The 24818-nt window shown below is 48.0% G+C and carries 27 protein-coding genes and 3 pseudogenes; 27 read left to right on the top strand and 3 right to left on the bottom strand.

Annotated elements, in window-relative coordinates:
- Positions 1-15 precede the first annotated feature (15 nt).
- The 19 genes and pseudogenes from NLX71_RS09390 (at position 16) to NLX71_RS09295 (ending at position 13893) form a co-directional block, all read left to right on the top strand.
- Positions 16-402, top strand: a complete 387-nt coding sequence (locus NLX71_RS09390; RefSeq protein ID WP_254363344.1) for a hypothetical protein — start codon at positions 16-18, stop codon at positions 400-402.
- A gap of 689 nt (positions 403-1091) precedes the next feature.
- Entirely contained in the window at positions 1092-1550 is a 459-nt protein-coding gene (locus NLX71_RS09385) for a hypothetical protein (RefSeq protein ID WP_254363343.1), read from the top strand.
- 230 nt (positions 1551-1780) lie between these two features.
- Positions 1781-3226, top strand: coding sequence for a DHA2 family efflux MFS transporter permease subunit (locus NLX71_RS09380; protein ID WP_254363342.1), 1446 nt, complete (start codon positions 1781-1783; stop codon positions 3224-3226).
- A 230-nt stretch (positions 3227-3456) separates the two neighbouring features.
- Positions 3457-3723 (top strand): hypothetical protein, encoded by a 267-nt coding sequence (locus NLX71_RS09375; protein WP_254363341.1) that lies wholly within the window; start codon positions 3457-3459, stop codon positions 3721-3723.
- A gap of 22 nt (positions 3724-3745) precedes the next feature.
- Positions 3746-4006, top strand: a pseudogene (locus NLX71_RS09370) (dehypoxanthine futalosine cyclase); the annotation flags it as partial.
- Between the two features lie 307 nt (positions 4007-4313).
- A complete protein-coding gene (locus NLX71_RS09360) occupies positions 4314-4649 on the top strand; it encodes a metal-sensitive transcriptional regulator (protein ID WP_254363458.1) in 336 nt (111 codons plus the stop codon).
- Between the two features lie 117 nt (positions 4650-4766).
- Positions 4767-5102 carry a metal-sensing transcriptional repressor gene (locus NLX71_RS09355; protein ID WP_254363340.1) on the top strand — a complete coding sequence of 112 codons (336 nt, stop codon included), beginning with the start codon at positions 4767-4769 and terminating at the stop codon, positions 5100-5102.
- Positions 5099-5299 (top strand): copper ion binding protein, encoded by a 201-nt coding sequence (locus tag NLX71_RS09350; protein WP_254363339.1) that lies wholly within the window; start codon positions 5099-5101, stop codon positions 5297-5299. The genes NLX71_RS09355 and NLX71_RS09350 overlap by 4 nt, the downstream gene beginning before the upstream one ends.
- A gap of 29 nt (positions 5300-5328) precedes the next feature.
- On the top strand, positions 5329-7755 hold the full coding sequence (locus tag NLX71_RS09345; protein WP_309248931.1) for a heavy metal translocating P-type ATPase: 2427 nt from the start codon (positions 5329-5331) through the stop codon (positions 7753-7755).
- A gap of 369 nt (positions 7756-8124) precedes the next feature.
- The gene (locus NLX71_RS09340) at positions 8125-8454 is read left to right on the top strand and encodes a hypothetical protein (protein ID WP_254363338.1); all 330 of its coding nucleotides are present in this window, start codon (positions 8125-8127) and stop codon (positions 8452-8454) included.
- A gap of 29 nt (positions 8455-8483) precedes the next feature.
- Positions 8484-9107 (top strand): NAD(P)/FAD-dependent oxidoreductase, encoded by a 624-nt coding sequence (locus NLX71_RS09335; protein WP_254363337.1) that lies wholly within the window; start codon positions 8484-8486, stop codon positions 9105-9107.
- A 32-nt stretch (positions 9108-9139) separates the two neighbouring features.
- Positions 9140-9346, top strand: a complete 207-nt coding sequence (locus tag NLX71_RS09330; protein ID WP_254363336.1) for a heavy-metal-associated domain-containing protein — start codon at positions 9140-9142, stop codon at positions 9344-9346.
- Between the two features lie 127 nt (positions 9347-9473).
- A complete protein-coding gene (locus NLX71_RS09325) occupies positions 9474-9707 on the top strand; it encodes a ferredoxin (protein WP_254363335.1) in 234 nt (77 codons plus the stop codon).
- Between the two features lie 34 nt (positions 9708-9741).
- On the top strand, positions 9742-10737 hold the full coding sequence (locus NLX71_RS09320; protein WP_254363334.1) for an NAD(P)/FAD-dependent oxidoreductase: 996 nt from the start codon (positions 9742-9744) through the stop codon (positions 10735-10737).
- A gap of 142 nt (positions 10738-10879) precedes the next feature.
- Positions 10880-11266 (top strand): hypothetical protein, encoded by a 387-nt coding sequence (locus NLX71_RS09315; RefSeq protein WP_309248930.1) that lies wholly within the window; start codon positions 10880-10882, stop codon positions 11264-11266.
- Between the two features lie 134 nt (positions 11267-11400).
- A complete protein-coding gene (locus tag NLX71_RS09310) occupies positions 11401-11646 on the top strand; it encodes a glutaredoxin family protein (protein WP_254363333.1) in 246 nt (81 codons plus the stop codon).
- Between the two features lie 141 nt (positions 11647-11787).
- The gene (locus tag NLX71_RS09305) at positions 11788-12117 is read left to right on the top strand and encodes a metal-sensitive transcriptional regulator (protein ID WP_254363332.1); all 330 of its coding nucleotides are present in this window, start codon (positions 11788-11790) and stop codon (positions 12115-12117) included.
- 257 nt (positions 12118-12374) lie between these two features.
- A complete protein-coding gene (locus NLX71_RS09300; RefSeq protein ID WP_254363331.1) occupies positions 12375-13190 on the top strand; it encodes an ABC transporter transmembrane domain-containing protein in 816 nt (271 codons plus the stop codon).
- A gap of 61 nt (positions 13191-13251) precedes the next feature.
- Positions 13252-13893, top strand: coding sequence for a C39 family peptidase (locus tag NLX71_RS09295; protein WP_254363330.1), 642 nt, complete (start codon positions 13252-13254; stop codon positions 13891-13893).
- A gap of 84 nt (positions 13894-13977) precedes the next feature.
- On the opposite strand, the gene NLX71_RS09290 is transcribed toward NLX71_RS09295, so the two are convergent.
- The gene (locus tag NLX71_RS09290) at positions 13978-14562 is read right to left on the bottom strand and encodes a copper amine oxidase N-terminal domain-containing protein (RefSeq protein WP_254363329.1); all 585 of its coding nucleotides are present in this window, start codon (positions 14560-14562) and stop codon (positions 13978-13980) included.
- A gap of 265 nt (positions 14563-14827) precedes the next feature.
- Between NLX71_RS09290 and NLX71_RS09285 the strand changes: the two genes are divergently transcribed.
- A complete protein-coding gene (locus tag NLX71_RS09285; protein ID WP_254363328.1) occupies positions 14828-15877 on the top strand; it encodes a DNA-binding protein in 1050 nt (349 codons plus the stop codon).
- 3 nt (positions 15878-15880) lie between these two features.
- Complete coding sequence (locus NLX71_RS26550; RefSeq protein WP_302058152.1) at positions 15881-16003, top strand: hypothetical protein; 123 nt, start codon at positions 15881-15883, stop codon at positions 16001-16003.
- A gap of 59 nt (positions 16004-16062) precedes the next feature.
- Here the strand turns inward: NLX71_RS26550 and NLX71_RS09280 are convergent, their stop codons facing one another.
- Positions 16063-17589 (bottom strand): glycosyltransferase, encoded by a 1527-nt coding sequence (locus NLX71_RS09280; RefSeq protein WP_254363456.1) that lies wholly within the window; start codon positions 17587-17589, stop codon positions 16063-16065.
- Positions 17590-17802: 213 nt separating this feature from the next.
- On the opposite strand from NLX71_RS09280, the gene NLX71_RS09275 reads away from it, so the two are divergent.
- The 4 genes from NLX71_RS09275 to NLX71_RS09260 all read left to right on the top strand — a co-directional run bounded on the left by NLX71_RS09275 (position 17803) and on the right by NLX71_RS09260 (position 21294).
- The gene (locus NLX71_RS09275; protein WP_254363327.1) at positions 17803-18657 is read left to right on the top strand and encodes a glycosyltransferase family 2 protein; all 855 of its coding nucleotides are present in this window, start codon (positions 17803-17805) and stop codon (positions 18655-18657) included.
- A 101-nt stretch (positions 18658-18758) separates the two neighbouring features.
- Entirely contained in the window at positions 18759-19898 is a 1140-nt protein-coding gene (locus tag NLX71_RS09270; RefSeq protein ID WP_254363326.1) for a DegT/DnrJ/EryC1/StrS family aminotransferase, read from the top strand.
- The gene (locus NLX71_RS09265; RefSeq protein WP_254363325.1) at positions 19895-20536 is read left to right on the top strand and encodes an acetyltransferase; all 642 of its coding nucleotides are present in this window, start codon (positions 19895-19897) and stop codon (positions 20534-20536) included. The genes NLX71_RS09270 and NLX71_RS09265 overlap by 4 nt, the downstream gene beginning before the upstream one ends.
- Positions 20537-20739: 203 nt before the next feature.
- Positions 20740-21294 (top strand): class I SAM-dependent methyltransferase, encoded by a 555-nt coding sequence (locus tag NLX71_RS09260; RefSeq protein ID WP_254363324.1) that lies wholly within the window; start codon positions 20740-20742, stop codon positions 21292-21294.
- Between the two features lie 15 nt (positions 21295-21309).
- Here the strand turns inward: NLX71_RS09260 and NLX71_RS26790 are convergent.
- A pseudogene (locus NLX71_RS26790) lies at positions 21310-21387 on the bottom strand (group II intron maturase-specific domain-containing protein); the annotation flags it as partial.
- Between the two features lie 150 nt (positions 21388-21537).
- Here NLX71_RS26790 and NLX71_RS09255 point away from each other — a divergent pair.
- Together NLX71_RS09255 and NLX71_RS09250 are read left to right on the top strand one after the other, a co-directional pair.
- Positions 21538-22017: a hypothetical protein gene (locus NLX71_RS09255; protein WP_302058151.1), complete on the top strand. Its 480-nt coding sequence runs from the start codon at positions 21538-21540 to the stop codon at positions 22015-22017.
- Positions 22018-23454: 1437 nt separating this feature from the next.
- Positions 23455-24818, top strand: a pseudogene (locus tag NLX71_RS09250) (collagen-like domain-containing protein); the annotation flags it as partial.

Raw genomic sequence — 24818 nt, 5'->3', positions numbered from 1 at the left:
AAAGCTGGCTTAACTATGAATAGGACAACAGGAGAACAGACATATACTACTACAGAGGGAGCAAAGCACGTTAATAATGCCCAAGTAGATATATGGGGGATTTACCGAGGGGCTTCCCTTCATTTGGTAACAAACTATACAGTTAACAGCACTTCTATAAAGATTGATGATACAAATACCTCCGGCACGAAAGACCTGTTTCCCGTTAAGGTAGATGTTAAAAAGAACGCTACACTGAGTAACAGCGATAGAAATGTCGCTTCGTATGCAGAGTACTTGGTAACATTCATTCATGAAAAGCTAGGAGCTTCAAATACTTGGAGACTTGAAACACATCTCAAAGTACTATATGCTGGAAATGGTAGTATTACATTTACTGCAGAAACAAAATGGTTTTATTAAAAAGGATGATGTCAGCTTATGGTTTTTTCTCTTAAGCTAGCAATTATTCAACTCTTGATCATTGTAGTTGTAGGTTACATTTTTTATTTGCTCTTCTTTAAAAAGAAACGTCGAAAAAATGATAACAGCCACTAATCGAGCAGGAGGAGGTGGCTTATCCAGTCCCTTTTATAACACGTACAAAAGGATCGCATACGGTGGTTTTAAAAAGTTATTAAAATTCGGGAGCGGACGCAATAATGAATATTAGCCCCGTCCCGATTATGGGAACTGCCTATGCCGGGTAAACCACACGAAAATTGAAATAAGCTTCCCTGTAACGGGAAGCTTATTTCAATTTCTTGAACAACTGGCTGACCCAACCCTGTGTTACCCAGATTCCGCACCCTCCGAGCGAGAGGAGCTTCGAGATACGAAGCTCTTCTTTCAGGATTCACTGCTCTCCCCTTCGTCCTCCTTATTCAAAGGCAAGACATTACCTTTGGTGCACGAATTGGGATTGCGGCACCGACATTGCTCCGTTGGTATTGCTGAAATCGTCCCAGCATATAATCATAATTGACATTGACAAAGTAAAAGCTGGAAAAAAAACCTGTATGCCATTGCGAAGTATGACCAAACTATTATTTTTATTGATTCGTCGCGGGTCAAAGAGGGGCTTGCTTGATTTCATAATTGGAGTGATGACTTTGCAAAAAATTTCGATCTTCTGGAAGATAATATTCATCATTCTTCTATGTATTCTTGTAGTAGGTTCGATTGGGTTATTTGTTGGCGTGAATTTCTTGCTAATCATGGCTTTATCAAAAGTATCTTTGTTGGGTATTCAAATTAAAACAAATTTTGCTGGATTTCTTTTTTCAATTGCCATAATATTTTTTAGTCCAATTAATTTGGTAATTGGCTTCATTCTTGAAGTAATTAAAGAGAGTTTATTTAGAAGAGAAATTTTTAAAAGTTTGTTTGATATGGTAACAACATATTTCATAACTTACTTATTCATTTATGGTTTGGATTTTTATTTCGAAGATATTGCATTTTCCCAATTTGGAATTGCAGTCCTAGCCCTCTGTTATGCAATAATCTTTGAGTTAATCGAAAATTATGAGCCTTTAATGAACAAATGGAAGAATAAAAATCAAGAATAGTATACCAGTGATCCAAAAGAAGCAGACATCAAATTCAGTCACCTAATTAGTGAGGGAACAGCCCTATACACGATAAAAAAAGCACCTTGACAATAGGGTGGGGGGCTATACTATAATGAAATGGAATTCGGGGAAATATGGCATTCCGGCCCCTCGTTTTAGACGGCCGTCACGAGGTGATCGACCGGGAGACGTTCTTCGGAAAATTCTGTTCAGGTGGAGGATTAAATATGTCTACGCAATCACAGGCTCTTTCGCAACCCGATCCTAAGCGTTGGAAGGCATTGGCGTTGCTTTGCTTTGCAAATTTTATGGTCATTATGGATACCTCGATTATTGGGGTAGCCTTGCCGGCCATTAAAGAAGCACTTGGATATTCGCAGGAAAACTTGCAGTGGGTATTTAACGCTTATGTCATTTTCTTTGGCGGCTTGCTGCTGCTGGGCGGCCGATTATCCGATCTATTCGGTCAACGAAGCATCTTCATGTGGGGTTTCTCCATCCTTACCCTAGCCTCTTTATTTGCAGGACTGGCATGGAATGATGAGGCGCTTAATGTTGGCCGCGCCTTGCAAGGGTTCGGTTCCGCACTAATTGCTCCGTCGGCGTTGACGATTGTCATGATGTTGTTCAGCGGTAACCCGAAGGAACTGGGCAAGGCTCTTGGCTTCTGGGGCGCTTCGGCAGCGGCAGGAGGATCTGCCGGTGTGTTTCTTGGGGGAGTGATTACCGAATGGCTGAGTTGGACGTGGACGTTTCTAATCAATGTTCCAGTCGGTATTCTGGCCTTATTGCTAGCTCCGTCCCTATTGTCGAAAGGGCAGCGCAGAAAAGGGAGCATTGATGTCGCGGGCTCCATCTTCGTCACAGCCGCTCTCGTGTTGATTGTATACGGTATTGTAACGGCAGAACATAATGGATGGGGATCGCCGTCCACGCTATGGACCCTCATTTCGGGAGCCGTTCTGTTTATTCTCTTTCTCATCCTTCAGGCTGTTAAAAAAGAACCTCTCGTGCCGCTCCGAATATTTAGAGCGCCAAACCTGGCTGCCGGAAATCTCGCGCTCATTATGCTCTCCGGCGGATGGATTCCGCTTTGGTATTTCCTCAACCTATATATGCAGCAGGTTTTGAAATTTTCCGCCTTTGCCGGTGGAGTCGCTTTGCTTCCGATGACGATACTTCTTGCCATTATTATGATGTTCATTACAGGCAAATTAATCGGGAAGTTTGGTATGAAAGCCAATATCGTGATCGGCTTGATCGCTCTCGGAGCGTCAATGATGTGGTTCTCGGGAAATACGCCTGTAGACGGTACTTTCGTTGCGAACGTTCTCCCGGCATCGTTATTGGGGGCGCTCGGCATGTCTCTTGCCTATATCCCGGCAACGATGGCAGCCATGTCAGGGGCGAAGCCGGAAGAGGCGGGCTTAGCATCCGGTCTGGCCAATACCAGTTATCAGATCGGCTCGGCATTAAGTTTGGCCTTTATGGTTGCGATCGCCGCTTCCACAACAGCTTCCCAAGGAGGAGTTGATTCCGTAGCGGCCTTGAATGACGGATTTCATCAAGCCTTTTTTTGGTCCGGTATAGTGGCCTTTGCAGGAGCTGCTCTGGCTTTGCTCTTTATCCGTTCGCCCAAACCAGGGGAGTCAAGCGGTCCGGCAGTCATGTGATTAATCACGACAGGTCTCCGGCCAAACGAAGGGTTTGGCTGGAGACTTAAGTGCAGCGAGTGATATGCATACGGTGTTGATGAGCTGAAGCAGTTACTGGTGAATCTATAGGAGACTACTGTTTTGCATAATGTCGTAGGGGGCCGTTTTAAGGAAAATAGTCGTCCATTCGAACATGAGGATGGGAGCGTATGAAAGCTATGCGGTTTGAGTAGAAGGAGGGTAGCGTTTTGATCAGTGAAGAACTATTAAATCATTATCGACAGCAGGGAATGAAGCTGCGGGTAGTTCGTGATGATTATCCCGCAAATGACGTAAAAGGGATTGTTGTGGCTTGGGATGACACGACTGTTCTGATCCGCAAACAGAATCGAAGGGTTTTGAAGCTGGATAGAAGATATCATTATCAGCCATTTATCGAGGAACGTTTCTCGGAATGGGATTTGAATAAGGAGCGTCCAAATGATGAGTGGTCCGGTCAACCGCATTTTAGATAAAGCCATCTCCGGAAGGCTAAGCGGCTTCAAGGCGTTCATTTCATGGACGTTCCAGCCGGAAAATACAAATTTAAGAGCTGAGAAGCTGGGACCAGAGGATTATTTGAAGAACGTGGCGATCAGTCGGCTATTCCTCGACAATATTAATAACTTCCAAGCCTCGTGGGTGACGATGGGGCCGGAGGTTGGCAAGCAGTCTCTGCATTTCGGTTGCAATGACTTCGGTTCAACGATGATCGAGGAAAATGTCGTTTCCGCAGCGGGCGCCACCCATAAGGTCAACTGGCTGAATCCCGTGTTGATGATTTATTGTACAGAGTTTCGATGACGATTGCGAAAGCCGTATCGGATTCAATCAAGGTTCCGAGCAACAATCCGCTTCCGACCAAAAAAAGCTGCGGGAGCGATACGTGCTCCGGCAGTGGAACATGCAGCAGTTGCAGTTGAAGCATGGGCTTGCGTTTTGCAGAATACGAAATTGGACAAGATAGCGTTGACTTTGTCGCAGCTCCAACTCCATAATTGTAATATCTAATAGGGTATTGGGGTATGGTATAATCAAGGTGAAGGAGGCGAATCATATGAACAACATGGATACAGAAATGCTTGAGCATGAAAGCGAAAGTTGCTGCTCGACTGCCGAACCTGGACGAAAAAGTCATCATTCAGATAAAGTAAAAAACAGCTTGTTAAACCGATTGAATCGGATCGAGGGGCAAGTTCGCGGCCTTAAAGGACTTATTGAGAGGGATACGTACTGTGATGATGTGTTGAACCAAATCTCCTCCGTACAATCTGCTTTGAATGGGGTAGGAAAGCTTTTATTGGAGTATCATCTGAAAAGCTGTGTTATCGAACGGATTCAGGAAGGGGACTCCGAAGTGTTAACAGAGCTTATGATTACCATGAATAAGTTAATCAAGTAAGCTGCTGGGGCAGCGTCTGCTGCTTTTTCTTCGAATTAAATATAGGTAGAGGGGGGCGGTAAAAAAATATTGACGATATATAGGATAGAGGGGTATACTAATTTTGAGGTGATGGAAATGAATTCGGACAAATCGATGGCATCATTTCCTGAAATTCAAGCATCAAGCTACATGACTCCGAAGGGTCGGATCTCCATCCAGATCAGATTGAATCGAATTGAAGGGCAGGTTCGCGGGGTGCAGAGGCAAGTGGAGCGAGATGAATATTGTGATAATATCTTCAACCAGCTTGAGGCTGTCCATTCTGCATTAAATGCAGTCGGAGTTGTGCTCATGTCGAATCACCTGAAAGCATACGCGGCGAGCACCCGTCTAAAGGATAACGATACGGTCGCGGATGAAATGCTAAGAACATTAACCATTCTAATGAAGCGAGAGGATGAGGAAAAATGAAAAACATCACACTGCAAGTTGAAGGTATGAGCTGCCAGCACTGTGTCAATTCCATTGAGGGCGCGCTTAAAGAAATCGGGGCAAAAGGAAAGGTCGATCTGAAGAACAACTCGGTGGACGTGTCGTTCGATGAAAATCAAATTTCGATCGAGCTGATCAAGGAAACCATTGAAGAGCAAGGATACGAAGTCGTGTAAGTCATCTAAAGACAAGGGAGTGAAGCATCGTGGAAGCTGCACAGACAAAGCAATCAACGTTGCAAATTACGGGCATGACCTGCGCCGCTTGCGCAAACCGCATTGAGAAGGGCCTCAATAAAATGGAAGGGGTCTCCTCTGCCAACGTCAACTTTGCCTTGGAAAAAGCAAACGTCACATACGATCCGGCAAAGTTGGATAGAAAAAATCTGGAAGAAACCATTAAAAAGCTGGGATACGGTACGGTTACGGAAGTTGCGCAATTTAATCTCGAGGGCATGACCTGCGCCGCATGCGCCAACAAAATCGAAAAGGGGCTCAGCAAGATGCCGGGCGTGACAAGCGCCACGGTAAACTTCGCGATGGAAACCGCTCGCGTAGAGTATTCATCGGGCGAAGTCTCGATCGAGGATATGCAAAGCAAGGTCAAAAAGCTTGGCTACAAAGCCACGATCAAGCAGGAAAATCAAGATGCAGGCGACCATCGTTTGAACGAAATTCGTCAGCAGAAACGGAAATTGTTGATTTCGGCGATTCTTTCCTTCCCGCTGTTATGGACGATGGTCGGTCACTTTTCGTTTACTTCGTGGATCTACATGCCGGATTTTCTGATGAACCCGTGGTTCCAGCTTATTTTGGCCACGCCGGTGCAATTTTATATTGGCAAACAGTTTTATGTAGGCGCGTATAAGGCGCTGCGCAATCGCAGTGCAAACATGGACGTTCTGGTTTCGCTTGGCACTTCGGCTGCTTATTTTTACAGCCTGTATTTGACCCTCGATTGGTTCGCGATGGGCGACAGCATGCATCATGGACCTTCCTTGTACTACGAGACAAGCGCGGTACTGATTACGCTCGTCATATTGGGGAAACTGTTCGAAGCGAACGCGAAGGGCCGGACCTCCGAAGCGATTAAATCGTTAATGGGGCTGCAAGCGAAAATGGCTTTGGTCATCCGCGATGGCCAGGAGCTGACGATTCCCGTTGATGAAGTGATCGCAGGAGATGTCGTTCTGGTTCGTCCGGGAGATAAAGTACCGGTGGATGGAGAAGTGCTGGAGGGCGTGTCGTCGGTAGACGAATCGATGCTTACGGGCGAAAGTCTCCCGGTGGAAAAGAGAGCCGGCGATGCGGTTATCGGAGCTACGATCAACAAAAACGGCATGCTTCGGATTAAAGCGACGAAGGTCGGCAAGGAAACGGCGCTTGCGCAAATTATTAAGGTCGTGGAGGAAGCGCAAGGCTCCAAAGCGCCGATTCAACGGGTAGCGGATATCATCTCCGGCATCTTTGTTCCGATTGTCGTGGGTGTAGCCATTGTGGCTTTCCTGGTCTGGTATTTCTTCGTCACCCCCGGCGATTTTGCAGGCGCATTGGAAAAAGCGATCGCCATTCTCGTCATTGCCTGCCCCTGCGCACTTGGATTGGCAACCCCGACGTCGATCATGGCGGGGTCGGGACGCGCAGCGGAGCTCGGTATTTTGTTCAAGGGCGGCGAGCATCTGGAGCAGACGCACAAGATCGATGCGATCATTCTCGACAAAACCGGCACGGTAACAAAAGGCAAGCCGGAATTGACAGATGTTTTGGCTGAAGGCAACGAGGCGGAATTCCTCAGACTGGTCGGCGCGGCGGAGAAAAACTCGGAACATCCGCTGGCGGAAGCGATCGTTGCGGGCATCCAGGCAAGAAATATTGAGCTGCCGGGAACAGAGTCGTTCGAAGCTATTCCGGGATTCGGCATCAAGGCGGTCGTAGAAGGCCGTGAGCTGCTTGTCGGTACACGCCGGTTGATGGAAAAGTACGAAGTCGATGCGAAGGCGGCATATGAACCGATGTCCCGTTTGGAGGAGGCAGGCAAGACGGCCATGCTGGTTGCGATAAATAACCGGTATGCAGGTATGGTTGCGGTTGCGGATACGATTAAGGAAACGTCCAAGGCAGCCGTAAGTCGTCTGAAGGAAATGGGCATTCAGGTCATTATGATCACAGGCGACAATGAACGGACGGCGAAGGCGATCGCGGCCCAGGTCGGCATCGACCATGTACGCGCTGAAGTGCTGCCTGAAGGAAAAGCGGAAGAAGTGAAAAAACTGCAGGCGCAAGGCAAAAAAGTGGCGATGGTCGGGGACGGCATCAACGACGCGCCAGCCCTCGCAACGGCAAACATCGGCATGGCAATCGGCACAGGGACAGACGTAGCGATGGAAGCGGCGGATGTCACCTTGATGCGCGGCGACTTGTCGAGCATTCCCGATGCGATTTTCATGAGTCGCAAAACGATGACCAATATTAAGCAGAACCTGTTTTGGGCGCTTGGTTATAACATGTTAGGGATTCCGATCGCTGCAATCGGCTTACTGGCGCCGTGGGTTGCCGGCGCAGCGATGGCACTAAGCTCGGTTTCCGTTGTCCTTAATGCGCTTCGTCTGCAACGGGTGAAAGTGCGACACTAACAAAGGATTAGGAGAGTCAATTCATACGAAGAGAAAACGGGTGCTGCTTTTAACAGGTGTGTTGGCTTTCGGGGTACTGACTGCTTGCGGAACGCCCAAGGAAGACACATATTCAAGTCATGGCGGCAGCAATCAGAATCAAGAAAATACAGCAGCTCCAAGTACAGGACATGGAGAGCATGGTGGGCACGATGCTAGTTTGATGGAAACGGAAAGTTTTCGATCGATACCTCGTTTCCCGGAGGCGGGGACTACAAGCTCTATGCCGATTTTGTTCCGAAGGGCGGATCGAGCACTACGCTCAGTGAATGGGTGAAGGTAGAGGGAAAAGAAAAAGAGCATGAAGCTGTCAAAGCGGACGAAAAGCTTGTGAAAGTTGTAGATGGCAAACAAGTCGAGCTTACGTTAAGCAGCACGAAGGCGCAAGACGAAGTCACACTTACGTTTCATATTGCAGATGTGCAAACGAAGAAAGGGATCAGCAACCTGGAGCAATATCTGGGTGCTGTCGGACATGTCGTTATTTTATCGGATGATGCGGAGAAATATCTCCATGTCCATCCCGTGGACGAAAAGGCGACCGGACCGAAGGCTGAGTTTATGACTTCCTTCCCGAATAGCGGTATGTATAAAATCTGGGGACAATTTCAGCATCAAGGAAAAGTGTTCACCGTACCTTTCGTAGTCGATATCAAGTGATTCGTTAAGTTTGCACAGAGGAGTAGATCATGGTGGGTGAAAAAGTAAAAATTGCCATAAGTCCGGCGATACAGCTTGGTGGCAGCTTATTCACGCCAAACCAGCTTGTCCAAATCGGCACGATCGTAGGGACCGATGCGAAAGTGGAAATGACCGCCTTCAAACAGCTCTATGCAGAAGTGCCGATCGAACGACGGGAAGCTATCAAGGAAGAGCTTGAGCGTAATGGTCTTGAAGTGAATCCTGCCGGGTTTGTAACCAAGAGCTTGATCGCCTGCAATTTCTGTAAAGGCGCCGAGGAAGCGGGGCTTGAAACGGCCAAAGCCTTGAATCAAGCCATAGCTGGCATTGAAACGCCTACACCGCTTAAGATCGGCTATGCCGGATGCGCGTTAGGTACAAGTGAACCGCTCATTAAGGATATCGGTGTTATCAAAATGCGTGACAAGTTTAATATTTATGTTGGCGGTGAGTCGAAGGGGCTTAAAACCTCCTTCGCCAAGCTGCTTCGCGAGGGAGTCGCGGAAGATCGACTCATTCCCGCCATTATGGCTATCATTGATTATTATATAGAACATGCCAAAGGCAAGGAAAAGTTCAGCAAGTTTGTGGATCGGATTTCGCTAGAGCAGCTGCAACAGGTCGCAGGATAAAGAATCCAGCCATTGAAAGGAGGTGAAAACCAATGAAAGAAGCAACCGTCCAAGTACAGGGCATGACTTGCCGTTCTTGTGTTCCGAGAATTGAAGGTGCGATTAGTGCAATCGGCGCTGAAGGTCGCGTTAATTTTGAGCAGGGCACGGTAGATGTTCGGTTTGACGAAGCCAAGGTTCAGATTGCCGAGATTCAGGAAGCCATTCAGAAAAAAGGATATAACGCCGTACTGGTGTAATATATCATACGATCTTATCGGCTTTGTGGAAATATAACTGCAATTAGCTCTTTAAAGAGAAAACCCGGTCGAGCTTCGGCCGGGTTTGTTAAATCATACTGGAGAAAAACGCGAAGGAGCGTATAAGATGGCCCAATATACATGCGTAGACAAGGACACCTGCATTGCATGCGGAGCATGTGGAGCGGCGGCGCCCGATATTTTCGACTACGACGATGAAGGCTTGGCCCACGTCATCTTCAAGGGAGACGATAATCGCGGAAGCACTCCGATCGACGAAAGCTTGTGGGATGAATTGCAAGATGCGCTAGACGGCTGCCCCACCGATTCGATCAAGATTTCTGATAAGCCATTTTCCTAAATGGAAGAAAGAACTGCTTCGGGGGTACTAAAGAATGTACGACAAAATCATCACGAACTCGGACGTAGCCATTATTGGAGGCGGTCCTGCTGGCATGTTTGCCGCCTTCTACGGCGGCATGAGACAGATGTCGGTTACACTAATAGAAAGTATGCCGCAGCTCGGCGGCCAACTCGCCGCTTTGTATCCGGAGAAAATGATCTACGACGTAGCCGGCTTCCCTAAAGTGAAAGCCCAGGAGCTTGTCGATCATTTAAAGAATCAGATGGAGTTGTTCCGAACTGACGTCAGACTCGAGGAGAAGGTGCTGGCTGTGCGCAAGCTCGGTGAACGGTCGTTTGAGATCGTCACGGATCGCGCCGTTCACCAAGCGAAAGCCGTCATCATCACTGCTGGTGTCGGTGCCTTCGAGCCGCGCAGGTTGGAACTACCGGAAGCGATGCGTTTCGAGAATTCCAATCTTCATTACTTCGTCAGCGATCTGGAGCGATTCCGCGGCAAGAAGGTGCTCATTAGCGGCGGCGGTGATTCCGCTTTGGATTGGTCGCTGATGCTTGAGCCAATCGCAGAGCGGGTGACGCTCGTTCATCGCCGTGATAAATTCCGGGCTCACGAGCATAGCGTCGAGTTGCTTATGCAGTCCAAAGTCAATGTCGTCGTGCCGACCGAGATTACGGCGCTTCACGGAGAGGAAAGCATCGAGCGGGTTGTGCTGACCAACGTGAAGACCCAAACGAAGACGATGGTCGAAGTTGACGAAGTCCTCATCAATTTCGGTTTCGTTAGTTCACTGGGACCGATCCGAGAGTGGGGACTTGCCGTCGAGGGCGGTTCACTCGTTGTCGATACGAAGATGGAGACGAACATTCCCGGCATCTTCGCGGCCGGAGATATTACGACTTATCCAGGCAAGCTGAAGCTGATTGCCGTCGGATTCGGAGAAGCGCCGACCGCCATTAACAATGCCAAAGTTTACATCGATCCGGAAGCCAAGCTTTCACCCGGGCATAGCAGCAATATGAAAGTGTAAGCAAAAAGGGCATCTTGCCTTCGAATAGGCCGGTTCGAATCCGGCTCTGAAGGGAGGGTGTCCTTTTTTTGAGTGAGTGATAACGAGGTACTGACAGGGGGAATGAGTACTATGAAGAGGCAGTAAGGAGCTCAGTGAATGGGTGAAGGTGGAGGGGGAAGAAAAAGCGCATGAAGCTGTCAAAGCAGACGAGAAGCTTGTAAAAGTTATCGATGGCAAAGAAGTCGAGCTTACCTTCAGCGGCACAAGGGCGGAAGATGAAGTCACCCTTACGTTTACTATTGTTGACGCGCAAACGAAGGAAGAGATTGGCAACCTGGAGCAATATCTGGGTGCTGTCGGACATGTCGTTATTTTATCGGATGATGCGGAGCAATATCTCCATGTCCATCCGGTGGACGAAAAGGCGACCGGACCGAAGGCTGAGTTTATGACTTCCTTCCCGAAGAGCGGCACCTATAAAATCTGGGGTCAATTTCAACATCAAGGAAAAGTTTTCACTGTACCTTTCGTAGTCGATATCAAGTGATTCGCTAATATTATTCGTGGAAGGAGGTGAACCCAATAATAGAAGTTCAGATTTCCGAAATTGAGGATGCCATTCGGAAAAAGGGATATAACGTTGTGGCATAAAATAATTGATAAGTGAGGAGTGTATCGAACATGGAGGTACCAGTAAAAATCTATACAATCCCGACCTGCAGTGACTGTAATTTCGCCAAACGCTACTTCAAAGAGAATGAAATCTCTTATACAGATTTAAACTGCGAAGAAGATCCTAAGTATCCAGAAGAAGTCTGGAACCTGACCGGAAAACAAGTTGTGCCGACGATTGTTATTGGCGATAAGGTGTTCGTCGGCTTCGCGGAAAATCTCAATGAAATAAGCGGTTTGTTGAAGGAAGCATAAGTTGACTGTCCTGTGAATGCTGCCGGTAGAACAACTTTCCATAATGCCTTAATTATTTGCGATAAAAGGTACACCGTCTGGTTTTTCCCCTTTACATAGGGGGAGGGGGGATGTTAAATTTAATAAGAAGGAGCTGATCCAATGAGCCATACCAACCATGAGACTGTCTCATGCGACCATACATCCTCTACAGAGCGGAAGAGTCATCATTCCGAAAAAACCAAACACAATTTGATCCAAAGACTGAATCGTATCGAAGGGCAAGTGCGCGGGGTGAAGGGAATGATCGAACGAGATACGTATTGTGATGACGTGCTGCATCAGATCTCTTCGATCCAAGCCTCTCTTAATGGATTGGGAAAGCAACTGCTGGAACATCATTTAAAAAGCTGTGTGATTGAACGGATTGAAGAAGGCGATCGTGAGGTTTTGGACGAATTGATGACCACCGTAAATAAGCTAATTAAATAACGGAAAGGGGAGACAACTCGATTGTCTCTCCTTATTTTTTTCTAGCAGTCATTTTACGGCACAGTGTTTTGCTTGGTGCTTGATATATGACCTGATAATAGTCAGCTTTATCAAAGCTACGATATTCGCCCTATAGTACCCCCGTCTCTATATGTATTAGTGAAAAAGCAGTTGATTTAATATAGGGTAGTGGGGTACGCTAAAATAGTAGGATGAGTGAACCATAGTTGAATTATATAGCGAAGGAGGTATCTAATTTGTCGAGTCTGAAAGCATATCTTACATTTGTAAAGCCGTATTGGCGCCTTGTTTTAATTACGGTCTTAATCGGGATTGTCAAATTCGGCATCCCGCTTACTTTGCCTTTACTTTTGAAATATGTAGTGGATTCGTTGTTATTAGGTTCGTTCACGCAAAACGATAAAATTGTACAGCTCGGTTTTATCATCGGCGGAGCATTTGTATTATTTGTAATCATTCGGTATCCGATTGAATATTATCGGCAATACTTTGCTCAACTCATTACGAATCGGACCTTATTTGATATCCGCAACCGATTATACGACCACATTCACAAGCTTTCCTTGCGATATTATCAAAACCATAAAGTGGGAGAAATTATTTCCCGAATGATGAATGATGTAGAACAGACGAAAAGCTTGGTAGAAACGGGAATGATGAACATTTGGCTTGACATCGTTACCTTATCCATTGCACTGGGAATCATGAGCTACATGGATTCTTCGCTAACACTTATCGCTATTGCGATTCTCCCTCTCTATGTAGTTGCCGTTAAAGTATTGTACAGGAGACTAAGTGCCTTGACTAAAGCAAGGTCCCAGTCACTTGCGGAAATGCAAGGGTATTTACATGAACGAGTAAACGGTATACCGGTTATTAAGAGCTTTACATTGGAGCATTATGAAAAGGGGCAATTCGGACGCAAAAATGAGCAGCTCCTTGAGCGAGCATTGGCTCATACCCGTTGGAATGCACTGACATACGGAATCATCAATACGTTAACAGATATTTCACCGTTAGGGCATTTTTGTTGGTCCATCAGCTCACTTTAAAAAGATCGATAATGATAACTTTATCGAACTCAAAAACAATCGAAAAATCGAACGAAAATCTTTGAAAGCCAAAGGTATGTTTACAAGGGAAAGTATGCAAGAAGGATTGGCGAAAACGACCAACTTAGAAGGGCCAAACAATCTGGCAACTGTTTCCGCCAATGCTACTTCTTCATCGGGGAGATATATTTATAGCGTTCCTGATATTCCATGGTATAAGGGTTGCGTTCCAACAGCCGCTGCAAACATTGTGAGATATTGGTCTGAACAGCGAGGGTACAACAAACTAACACAAACTAGTCAAGGCAGCCCTATGTTTGATCATGAAATCATTCAAGATCTTGCCTATTATATGAATACCGATAGTAATGGTGCTACTACCTCTATAAATGCAGCTAATGGCGGCAAAGCTTATTGGAAAGAACACGGATATAGCTTAAATGTTGACGGTTGGTCAAACTTTTCCAACTACCAAAACGAAATTGATAACTATAGACCTGCAATTATTAGCGTATGGAAAGACCAAACTCCCGGATTAAATTATGGAGACCACGCTTTAACAGGAATCGGGTATCAAATACTTGATAATGGACAAAGAAATGCAATTGTACGCGATTCTTGGCATTCAAAACCAACGGATGTAATCTATCCGTACGGTAATTACGTTCAAACCGTCCAGTCTTTCGTGCCGGAATCCATCTAAAAACTTCTACAAACAAAAACTCCCCTTTAAGCTGACTATGTCTAAGAAAAATACTATAGTCTACTTAAAGGGGAGTTTCTGACTTCAATTACTTCTTAATGATAAAATATAATTATCTAACTCTTTCGTTAGTTGGGTTGATTCGTAGCTGACATCTTCTAATGAAAGGGTATTGAAATACTTTAATTCTTTGTCCCCAGCTATTATCGTAAGGTAATATAAATATCCAAAACCAGGGGATTGATCGTTCTTTTTACGAAGCTTTATTTCTTTCAGTTTGCTCGAAATTTCACCGATGGTACGGGCTTCGTTAATCGGTATGACTTTTCCGCCATCTCCAAATTTAACTTCAATTTTTGTAATGTTATCAAAGTCACTTTTTAATATAGTGGATAAGGGGATATATTGTGCGGGGGCATCATTCAGAAAGATTTCGTTGTCATGAGCGCTGTACCTTATCGATATTCCGGTATTTTCTGCAACAAAACGAATTGGGACGTAAGTATGATTTTCGTAATTTAATATCTTGTATTCGCCCAAGTCAATTTTGTTCCCATTAAAACTAAAATTAACCGGAAATAGTAAGGCTTGAATGGAATCTGAAGCGTATACTATAGTAGACATTGAAACAAATAAACCGCAAACAAATCCAATTACATACTTCCTCATTTTGTATTCACCTCCATAATATAGTTTTAATTGATTAGACGCGAAATCAGTAAAAAAGTTTCTTTGCCAAAAATCGTTGACCGCACTACTTGAATGATAATCTTCCTCTTTTACGGTCCTTGCCCGGCGTAAGCTGGCGTTAGTTCGATTTTTTGCGCTTTCAATCTCTCCGTCTCGACGGATTTCTCAACAAGAAATTGAGGAAAAACATTGTTTTTTGTATGCTTTTTATGTTAAAATTTAACTACCGAGGGAGGTAAAGGGAATGGGGCAACATCCTGATGTTAGCTGTTTAGGATCGGAGGTCGATCCTTCACATTATTTTTCTATGGCGGAGCATCTTTACAAGGCTGGAAGGAAGCAAGAGGCAGTTCCTTTGTTCCGTCATGTCATCGATGATGTGAAGGATACTCACCATCCGCAATACATTATGAGCCAGCTTCGGTTATTTCAGTCTCTCATTGGCATCGGATCGGAAGAAAACAAAGAAGCGTTGGCTAGATTTGAGTCACATTATTTTTATCTGCCGGAAGATGTGAAGCTGGATGCCTTGCTACAAATGGCGAATGTTTATTACACCTTATGGAATTGGAAAAAAGTCGAAAGATATGCGGATGAATTAAGAACCTTGGCTAGAACCATCTACGATAGACAGCTTGAAAACAGAAAAAATAACAAACCTCCCAAAATTCTACAATCTGAGCGACATTTAGTAGTATACTATGGACAAGGGTTTCTTCTAAAAGGAATCGCCCTAACCATGCAAGAGCGGTGTGAAGAAGCGAAACGCTACGTTTCGGAATATTCCGAACTTGGATGGTTCGAATTTCTTGACGAAACCGGACACAAGGAGGTCGATAAATTTCGCATCTGGGGCAAGGCAAATATGTACAATCTTGAATTAAAATGCGGGAATGACAAAGTCCTTACGGAGCTATCGGACTTTTTGGACAGGCATCCCATCGAACTTCTTCCAAGTCTACTTACAGTTATTGAATCGGCGAACCTATACAATTTTAAGATCGATGAATTTTTAGACAAATTCTGTGCGAAGCTTCCCCCGATCAACACTTCCATTACATACATAAACGGCACGCAATTATTTCACTTCTGGCATGAGAAGGCAGTGTACAGCTTCAGAAATCGGCAAATAATAACCGGGTTGAATGAACTATTGTATGCGTTATACCTTTCACAGAAATTGAGGCATTACTCAGGCTTCGAAAGATGCGTTTCCTTATTTGCGAAGCATGCCGATTTTGCGACTGAGCAACAAAAAATGCGTTACAGAAATATACTGGAAGGAGGTGTCTGATCTATGAAAAAAGTATGGCTTTCCTTGGTTTTAGGATTGTTTTTATTCAGCGGTGTATTCGGTACAGCGCTGCAACAGCCACAGCCTGGTCTACCAAACACTATTCATAACGGGACAGGCGGTTAATCACGTACCGACCTAAAGATCGCCCTCAACTTGCCTTCTTGGCAGTAGAGGGCGATTTTTTACAGCACAACCACTTTCTCTTTACAGGATGCACAATACTTCGCGTACTGGATACAAGTCTCCAACGAATCGTCCGGCTCCATCGGCCACCAACGGATCGCCCCCGCAGGCGCTTGGGAAGCGAAAAACTCCACTTCCTTGGGGATACGGCCCGCCACGATCACCTCGGTGTTCTTAAAGCCGGATTCCATCCCCTTTTGGAGGGTCTTCCTTAATTGCGTATGCTCCGTTTCCGGATGAGAGTAAGGAATCGGGAACAAGATCGAAACTCGGGTAGTGTCTTCATGAATGACATGAGCCGTTTTGCGGGCGGGATTGTGTACGGAAGTCTCCCATATCCGGTTGTATGGCAGATGCTCCGGCAGCCCCAGCTCGGTCAGCCTCGAATGAATTCTATCGTGGTAAACCCGTTCCAGTTCTCTGACCAAAATCTGAATCTGCTTATTTCTTAGAAACGTGGTGTTGTTTCCTCTTTCATTCCGATATTGGATATAGAGTAGATCGGGAACGGCCGCAAACTTGGAACAAAGAAACGTCCGAATCAGCATGTCGTAATCGTCGGCCACCAGCAGCTCATCCCGGTGCCCCCCGACCAGATGATAACAATCCCGGGACCATGCGCGAGGATGATTCGGCAACCCGACCAAATGGCGGACGGTATTGCCGTTGATCGTCGTATGTCTGTGCGCATTTTGCCAGCGGTTCATTTCATGCAGCCAGACCCGATAAAATGTGCTGTATCCAAAACCGCAATCCCAGCCGTACCAATGCGCATGAAGGTTCTCCGCGTACACCTCGGTGCAATCCCCGTAAACCAAGCCGCATTCGGGATTTTGCTGAAATGCCCGAACGATCTTCTCCAGGCAATCGGGCGTCAACTCGTCGTCATGATCCACTTCAACTAAAATTTCCCCTGTACACAGGCCCGCGGCATACCTTTTGAGCGCCCCGATATAGCCATTGCGGGAATCCTGGCGATATCTGCGCACGCGAGGGTCCTTCAAAGGAAGCAAGTCATGCTTGTAAGTCTCCTCGTTATCTCCGGAATCGTCCACAATGACCCATTCCCAGTTCGGGTAAGTCTGATTTAACAGCGATCGATAGGGACGTTGAATTCTTTCTTTTGACCTGTAGCTGGCCGTGAACACGGAGATCAGAGGCGTATCGGAAGAGAAACGGGTAGGAGGAACGGTTTTGTTTTCAGGAAGAGGATCTGTCCCTCTGAGCCAGCAATAAAACAATTTATTCGATTCGAGTTCGTCCGGCGAATGGAAGTGCAGCCAACGTTTTTTTTCCTGAACATGCAGCGAGTTTAGAGTTGTAAAAGGCTTCCATTCATCTCCTATGGAAGCATAGACGCGCGGCTTCCGGGGGCCGGCATCGACTAATGGATCATCAGGCCCATACATTTTCACGGTGATGTGGTTTTCTGCCAGCCTCAAGATCGGTTCTTTCAATTTATTCTTCGAAATCTTGTCTGACACAAACAGATGAACCGTCAATAAAGGAATGAAGTCCGATGACAAGTTGATTCCCCTTTCCCAGATGTCGAACACAAGCTGAGCCCAAGTGCCGATCCATTCTCTTTTTTTCACATACGCAGTGTATTCCGCTGCTCGAACATTTGTCCGCCCAAAACCTTGCGCATGAACGCACATTTCGCTTGAGAACGCATACTCTGGGAGGTAGCCATCCTATCGTACAATGCGGGCTCATTTTAAAAGAAAGGTGGAGTTATCTTGAAACATCCGTTGGTTAGTGTCGTTATTCCCGCTTATAACCGGCCCCATACGCTAAAACTCGCTATCGACAGCGTACTCGAACAAACCTACCCGAATATCGAAATCGTCATTTGCGACGACAGCTCCAATAACGAAGTGCAGCAAATGCTGGAAGCGGCTTATCCCCAGATCAAATACCATAAAAACGAGAAAAATCTTTTTCTTGAAAACTGGCACAAATGCTTCGACCTGGCCTCGGGGGAATATATCAATTACTTGATGGATGACGACGTATTTCATAAAGAGAAGATCGCCAAAATGCTCTATTTTTTCAGTGAATTCGACAATATCACGCTGGTCACATCCTACCGGCAAACCATCAATGAATCGGGGAGCTTTCTTGCGCCCATCGCCGCCACGGTCAGACTGTACGAAGAGACGAGGGTGATGGATGGAACAACGCTGGGGAACATCGCATTAACCCGCTGCTTGAATGTGATCGGCGAGCCGACGACCGTTTTATTTAAAAAGGCGGACCTTACCGAACCGTTCGGAGTATACCGCGGGAAGCAGTATTCGCTGATCAACGATATGGCTGCCTGGTTATCTCTATTGTCCAAAGGAAAAGCGGTTTATATACCGGAAGCGCTCAGCTACTTTCGGTTACATGCCAGCCAAAACAACAGCACGCTTGGCTTCAAAGCGTTCAGCGAATGGCTCGATATCACGATCGCCTCCAGAGAAGACGGGTTTCTCGAAACGGAGGAGTTGTTCAAAACCGCTCTTCTTGCTTACCGCAAACGTGTGCAAGGATACCCGCAATTTGCAGCGGACATTCAGCGGATCGATTCGATCTTGAATACGATAGAATGAGGCGGAGCCGGGTATTCGCCGTTCCTCCCGTTCATGGGGTTCATACGATAAGGTGTACACACTTTGATTGGAAGCGGATTCCAGCGGGAAGAGGTTGCCTTATGTATGAAATTCCGTTCTTGCGACCGAACTTAGTCAAAAAGGAGCGGTTGCTTTCTTATTTTGAACAAATAGAAGCAAGCCGGATTTACTCCAATTACGGCCCCTTAAATCATCTGTTTGAAACGCGGGTGATTGCCCAAATGTTCGGCGGCATCGGCTCGGCCGTGACGGTGCATAACGCTACGCTCGGGCTGATGCTGGCGATATCGCAATGCAAGCGGCCCCGGGGCAAATATGCGGTGATGCCCAGCTTTACTTTTGCAGCGACCCCGCTTGCCGCCGAGTGGTGCGGGCTTGAGCCCTATTTTCTGGATATGGAACCGGACGATTGGCAAATGAACAAAGCGCAATTGGAGGAGACGGTCGAGCGGCTGGGCGAGCAGATTGCGGTCGTCGTTCCTTACGCCACTTTCGGTTCGGAGATCGATTTATCCATATACAACAAGCTGCAGCAGGAAGGAATTCCGGTCGTCATTGATGCGGCTGCCAGCTTTGGAACGACCGTTGCGGAGGATGACGTACAATTCGGCAAAGGCTTCGGTGGAGCCGTGGTGTTCAGCTTTCACGCGACCAAAACGTTTGGCGTCGGAGAAGGCGGGCTAGTGTATAGCGCGGACCAGGAGCTCATTCAGCGAATCCGCCGGGCTGGAAACTTCGGCTTCTCCAGCTCCAGAGAATCCGTGATGTCAGGCTTAAACAGCAAAATATCCGAATATACCGCCGCTATCGCCTTGGCCACTCTCGAAGGGTTCCAGGCAGTGCAGGAGAGAAGAAAAACGATCATTGGCCATTATCGCCGTGAATTGAAGCAGCAGGATTTATTGCAGCGGGGATGGTCTGCCCAAAAGATGCAAGGCCAGGTGCCCCTGCAATTTTTCTCTCTGCTGAGCCCGGACTCTCTCGGCAACCGGGAAGTCCTCCGGCGGTTAGCCTCCCGTTCGATTGAAGCCCGGACTTACTTCTCCCCGGCGTGCCATCAGCAGAAGCAGTTTCAAAGCTACCCCCATTCCGATCTTCAGGTGACGGAACGGATTGCAGACCGTATTGTTAGTCTGCCGCTCTGGGAGGAAATGAAGGAGGACACCGTTGGGCGAATTGTGAAGGTGCTTGGAAGCATTACCGAGGGGAATGCCACATGAAAAAGATCGTCATCTGGGGATCGGGCGGACACGCCCGCGAGGTCAACTGGCTTTGCGAAGAACTGGGAGTGCAGGTGCTGGGGTTTCTGGACGAACGGCCTGCAATGAAGGGCCAACAGGTGAATGGAGTTCCTGTATTGGGAACGCTTGACGATATCGAAGCGATGCGGCAGGAGGTCGAGATCGTATGCGCCGGGGTCGGGGACCCGGCATTGAAGAAGCGGTTCGCTTACGATACGATCCGGTCGGGATTCCGTATCGCAGACCCGCTGGTCCATCCGCGTGTCCGTTTGTCGAGGAGAAATACCGTAGGGCAAGGCAGCATGATTTGCGAAGGGGCCATCCTGACCGATAATATCCGGATCGGATGCCATGTGATTGTCAATCGAAGCGCCAACATCAGTCATGATACGGTCATTGACGATTATGTCACCATCGCCCCGGGTGTAAATCTGGCGGGCAACGTGACCGTAGACGAAGGAGCGTACATCGGCATCGGCTCCTCGGTTCGGGAGAAATGCCGCATCGGATGCTGGTCTATCATTGGCGGCGGAGCCTTCGTCAAAGGCGATATCCCCGACTTTACGATGGCTGCGGGGGTGCCGGCCGTCATCAAAAAACGGCTTGACAAGAGATAGGAAAGGAGAAAAATCATTTGGCTGACCATCTCAAACACCAAGGTCCTTACTATTGTCCTTATTGCAATAATACGATTGAACGTTTTCGCCCGTGGCCGGATATTTACGATTTTCCCAAGTGTCAATATGAAATGTGGAACAAGCGGACCGCCATATGTCCCGTGTGCTCCTCTTTCGACAGGGAAAGGTTGTATAAATTTTATATGGAACGGGAAACGAAGCTGCTCGCAAGGCCGCACAAACTACTGCACATTGCGCCCGAGAGAAATTTAAGGAAATGGTTAAAAGGGCATCCGAACATTTCGTATATATGCGGCGATTTGATGCCTCAGGATGCGGAAATGGAGCGGATAGACTTAACGGCCATGTCTTTCGCTGACGAAACGTTCGATGCCGTTATTTGCAGCCATGTGCTGGAACATATCCCCGAGGATCACAAAGCGATGGCGGAAATCTACCGCGTATTGAAGCCGGACGGCTGGAGCATTCTGCAAGTGCCGATCGCTGTAAACTTCGAGGAGATTCTGGAGGACCCGACGGTGACCTCTCCACAGGCAAGAAAAGAACACTTCGGCCAGGACGATCACGTACGCATTTATAATCGCAAAGGCTTCGTTGGCCGATTGGAAGCGGCCGGGTTTCATGTCGTTTTATTTAATTTGGCGGATAAATACGGTGTCGAGGAAGCAAACCTGTACGGTTTGTCCGAGAACGATACGCTGTATATCGGGACCAAGCAGACTGTTCCCGAACAATGAATGACAGTTCGCCGAACAAAGTTCCAAGTAACGAGAAAGCAAGCTCTTTAGCCCTTCTGCTTCCCAATAGGAAGTCGGAAGGGCGTTATTTGTATAATTTCAACTCTGTAAACGCCGAGTCTCTCTGCGTATCGTCACATACTATATTAAAGGCTTTACAATTATAAGATTTTAATAGTGAAGCTAACATTAATAACGGAGGTGATATCTAGTTGGCCGATTCTCATTTTAAGGCAGATGAAGTTGGACCTCAATTCGCTCAAGGACCTCAAGGGCCGCAAGGTGCAACAGGCGCTCAAGGACCTCAAGGCGTTCAAGGACCGCAAGGACCTCAGGGCGAACAGGGACCGCAAGGAGACCAAGGACCGCAAGGACCTCAGGGCGAACAGGGACCGCAAGGAGACCAAGGACCGCAAGGGCCTCAGGGCGAACAGGGACCGCAAGGAGACCAAGGACCGCAAGGACCTCAGGGGGAACAGGGACCGCAAGGAGACCAAGGACCGCAAGGACCTCAGGGTGACCAAGGACCTCAAGGAGCAACGGGCATTCAAGGAGCTCAAGGACCTCAAGGACCCCAAGGAGCAACGGGCACTCAAGGAGCTCAAGGACCCCAAGGAGCAACGGGCACTCAAGGAGCTCAAGGACCCCAAGGAGCTCAAGGACCCCAAGGAGCTCAAGGACCCCAAGGAGCACGGGGCACTCAAGGAGCAACGGGGCTTTTAACTGGATTTAATTGTACAAAGTACGCCGGTACACCATCTATAGTTTTGACCGCCGCAACGCCAACGTCCACTGTATTAACTGTAACCGCCAGTATTGCGGCAGCAACCAACGTAGTTTGGTTGACCGCCTATGTAACGTGGACACCAAATAATGCAAGCAACACCTTTACCTTAACGATCGTTCGTGATGATAGCACAGTAATTGCTACAGCAAACGATTCCCCGGCATCTCCAAGCAGCCCTATAACGACTGCTATTACCACTTGTGACGCTGCTCCACTGACTGGTACCCATACCTATACTCTACGAGCCATAGGGAATAGTTTATCGTCTAATCAAACTATTATTTTAAATTTTGCTGGACTTACAGGTAGTGTTCTAAGCACTTAGTTACATGAATAACGCAAAAAAGAGTCCCTAACCAGTTCAAACCGACTGGCGGGACTCTTTTCATTTTCTCAACTCAATAAGCTCCTTTATGTCAAATATCCCCAATGCCTCCGCGACCTTGACCAAATGTTGCATAGCTCAGTTGTCGGCTTTAAACCGGTTGCCTCGGCCAGTGTCATGTTCCGCTCTTTTAAAAGCTATTGTAAGCGCTTACCGATTCGAATCGATCTCCGGCCTGTTCTGCCCAAGGCTAGCATAGCTTGCCGTTGCGAATGCTGTCTCGGATTTACTCAGAGCTAGATCAGCGGTAGTCTGTGCTGCACTCGCTTTCTCTCATGATTCATTCGCAGTGTTCGCCGCAAAACTCGCCTGGGTATTAGCCGTGTCTGCTCCTGTCTGTGCTATATCCGCTTTCGCCTATGCTTCATTAGCTTTACTTAATGCGGTGTTGGCTGTTTGTTGTGCGGTATCCGCTGTTACCCGGAAAAGAAGCTTTTACGTCGATTTCAAAATATACGATTTCACCTCTACAAACGCCGAGGCTCGATGCGTTTCGTTACATACTATATTAAAGGCTTCACAATCTTAAGTTTTGGGAGTGAAGCTACATCAAGTATACGGAGGTGACATCTAGTTGGCTGAATCTGCATTTAGAGCTCGTGCAAGTACAGACCAAAATTTCACACCATCCGGACCGTTCTTCGTAGCCTTTCCAATCGTTGATTATGATTTGAACGGCGAGTACAACCCAGTGGCTTCTACTTTCGTCTCCAGCCAGGGCGGCGTGTATACGATTAGCGTCAGCCTTTTGCTCACGGCGGACCCTTCCGTGGAATTCATTGCACTCGCATTAGAAGGACCTAACAAATCCGGGGAGATATTCATCCGAAATACGGACCATCCGGATCTGCCTTTCTCAGTAAACCTCACCGCTCAGATGAATTTCGCTCCGGGTAACAGCACGAGGGTATTTATTCAACCCAATGCCGGAACAGTTACAGTGGTAGCCGATCCCGTCTTTACTCATTTTGAGGCTGCACGGACAGATGGAGCAGTTGGGCCGATAGGACCTCAAGGGCCTCAAGGACCTCAGGGAGGAGGACCGCAAGGACCTCAAGGCACTCAAGGACCTCGTGGCGTTCAAGGCGCTCAAGGACCTCAAGGGCCTCAGGGACAGCGCGGCATTCAAGGACCTCAAGGTAATCAAGGCGCTCAAGGACCTCTAGGACCTAAAGGCACTCAAGGACCTCAAGGGCCTCAAGGACAACGTGGCATTCAAGGACCTCAAGGGCCTCAAGGCACTCAAGGACCTCGTGGCGTTCAAGGCGCTCAAGGACCTCAAGGGCCTCAAGGACAGCGCGGAGTTCAAGGCTTCCAAGGACCTCAAGGCACTCAAGGGCCTCAAGGTGCTCAAGGCGCTCAAGGACCTCGCGGCGTTCAAGGTGTAACAGGCGCTCAAGGACCTCAGGGCGTTCAAGGTACTCAAGGACCTCGCGGAGTTCAAGGCGAACAAGGACCTCAAGGCGTTCAAGGACCTCAGGGAGTTCAAGGGCCGCAAGGTATAACTGGCGCTCAAGGACCTCAGGGCGACCAAGGGCCGCAAGGAGCAACAGGCGCTCAAGGATCTCAAGGCGTTCAAGGGCCGCAAGGAGCAACAGGCGCTCAAGGACCTCAAGGCGATCAAGGACCGCAAGGACCTCAGGGCGAACAGGGACCGCAAGGCGACCAAGGACCGCAAGGACCTCAGGGCGAACAAGGACCTCAAGGCGACCAAGGACCGCAAGGACCTCAGGGCGAACAGGGACCACAAGGCGACCAAGGACCGCAAGGACCTCAGGGCGATCAAGGACCGCAAGGCGACCAAGGACCTCAAGGACCTCAGGGCGACCAAGGACCGCAAGGCGACCAAGGACCGCAAGGACCTCAGGGCGAACAGGGACCGCAAGGCGACCAAGGACCGCAAGGACCTCAGGGCGAGCAAGGGCCTCAAGGACCTCAGGGTGACCAAGGACCGCAAGGTGACCAAGGGCCGCAAGGTGACCAAGGACCGCAAGGACCTCAGGGTGACCAAGGGCCGCAAGGAGCAACAGGCGCTCAAGGACCTCAGGGTGACCAAGGGCCGCAAGGTGTAACTGGCGCTCAAGGACCGCAAGGCGATCAAGGGCCGCAAGGTGCAACTGGTGATCAAGGACCACAAGGAGACCAAGGGCCGCAAGGAGCAACAGGCGCTCAAGGACCGCAAGGCGATCAAGGGCCGCAAGGAGCAACAGGCGACCAAGGACCTCAGGGCGACCAAGGGCCACAAGGAGCAACAGGCGACCAAGGACCTCAGGGCGACCAAGGGCCGCAAGGAGCAACAGGCGCTCAAGGACCGCAAGGCGATCAAGGGCCGCAAGGAGCAACAGGCGACCA

The sequence above is a fragment of the Paenibacillus sp. MZ04-78.2 genome, from assembly GCF_024213375.1.
Classification (GTDB): domain Bacteria; phylum Bacillota; class Bacilli; order Paenibacillales; family NBRC-103111; genus Paenibacillus_G.
The sequence above is the reverse complement of the archived record's forward strand: the minus strand, read 5'-3'. Positions and strand labels throughout refer to the sequence as shown.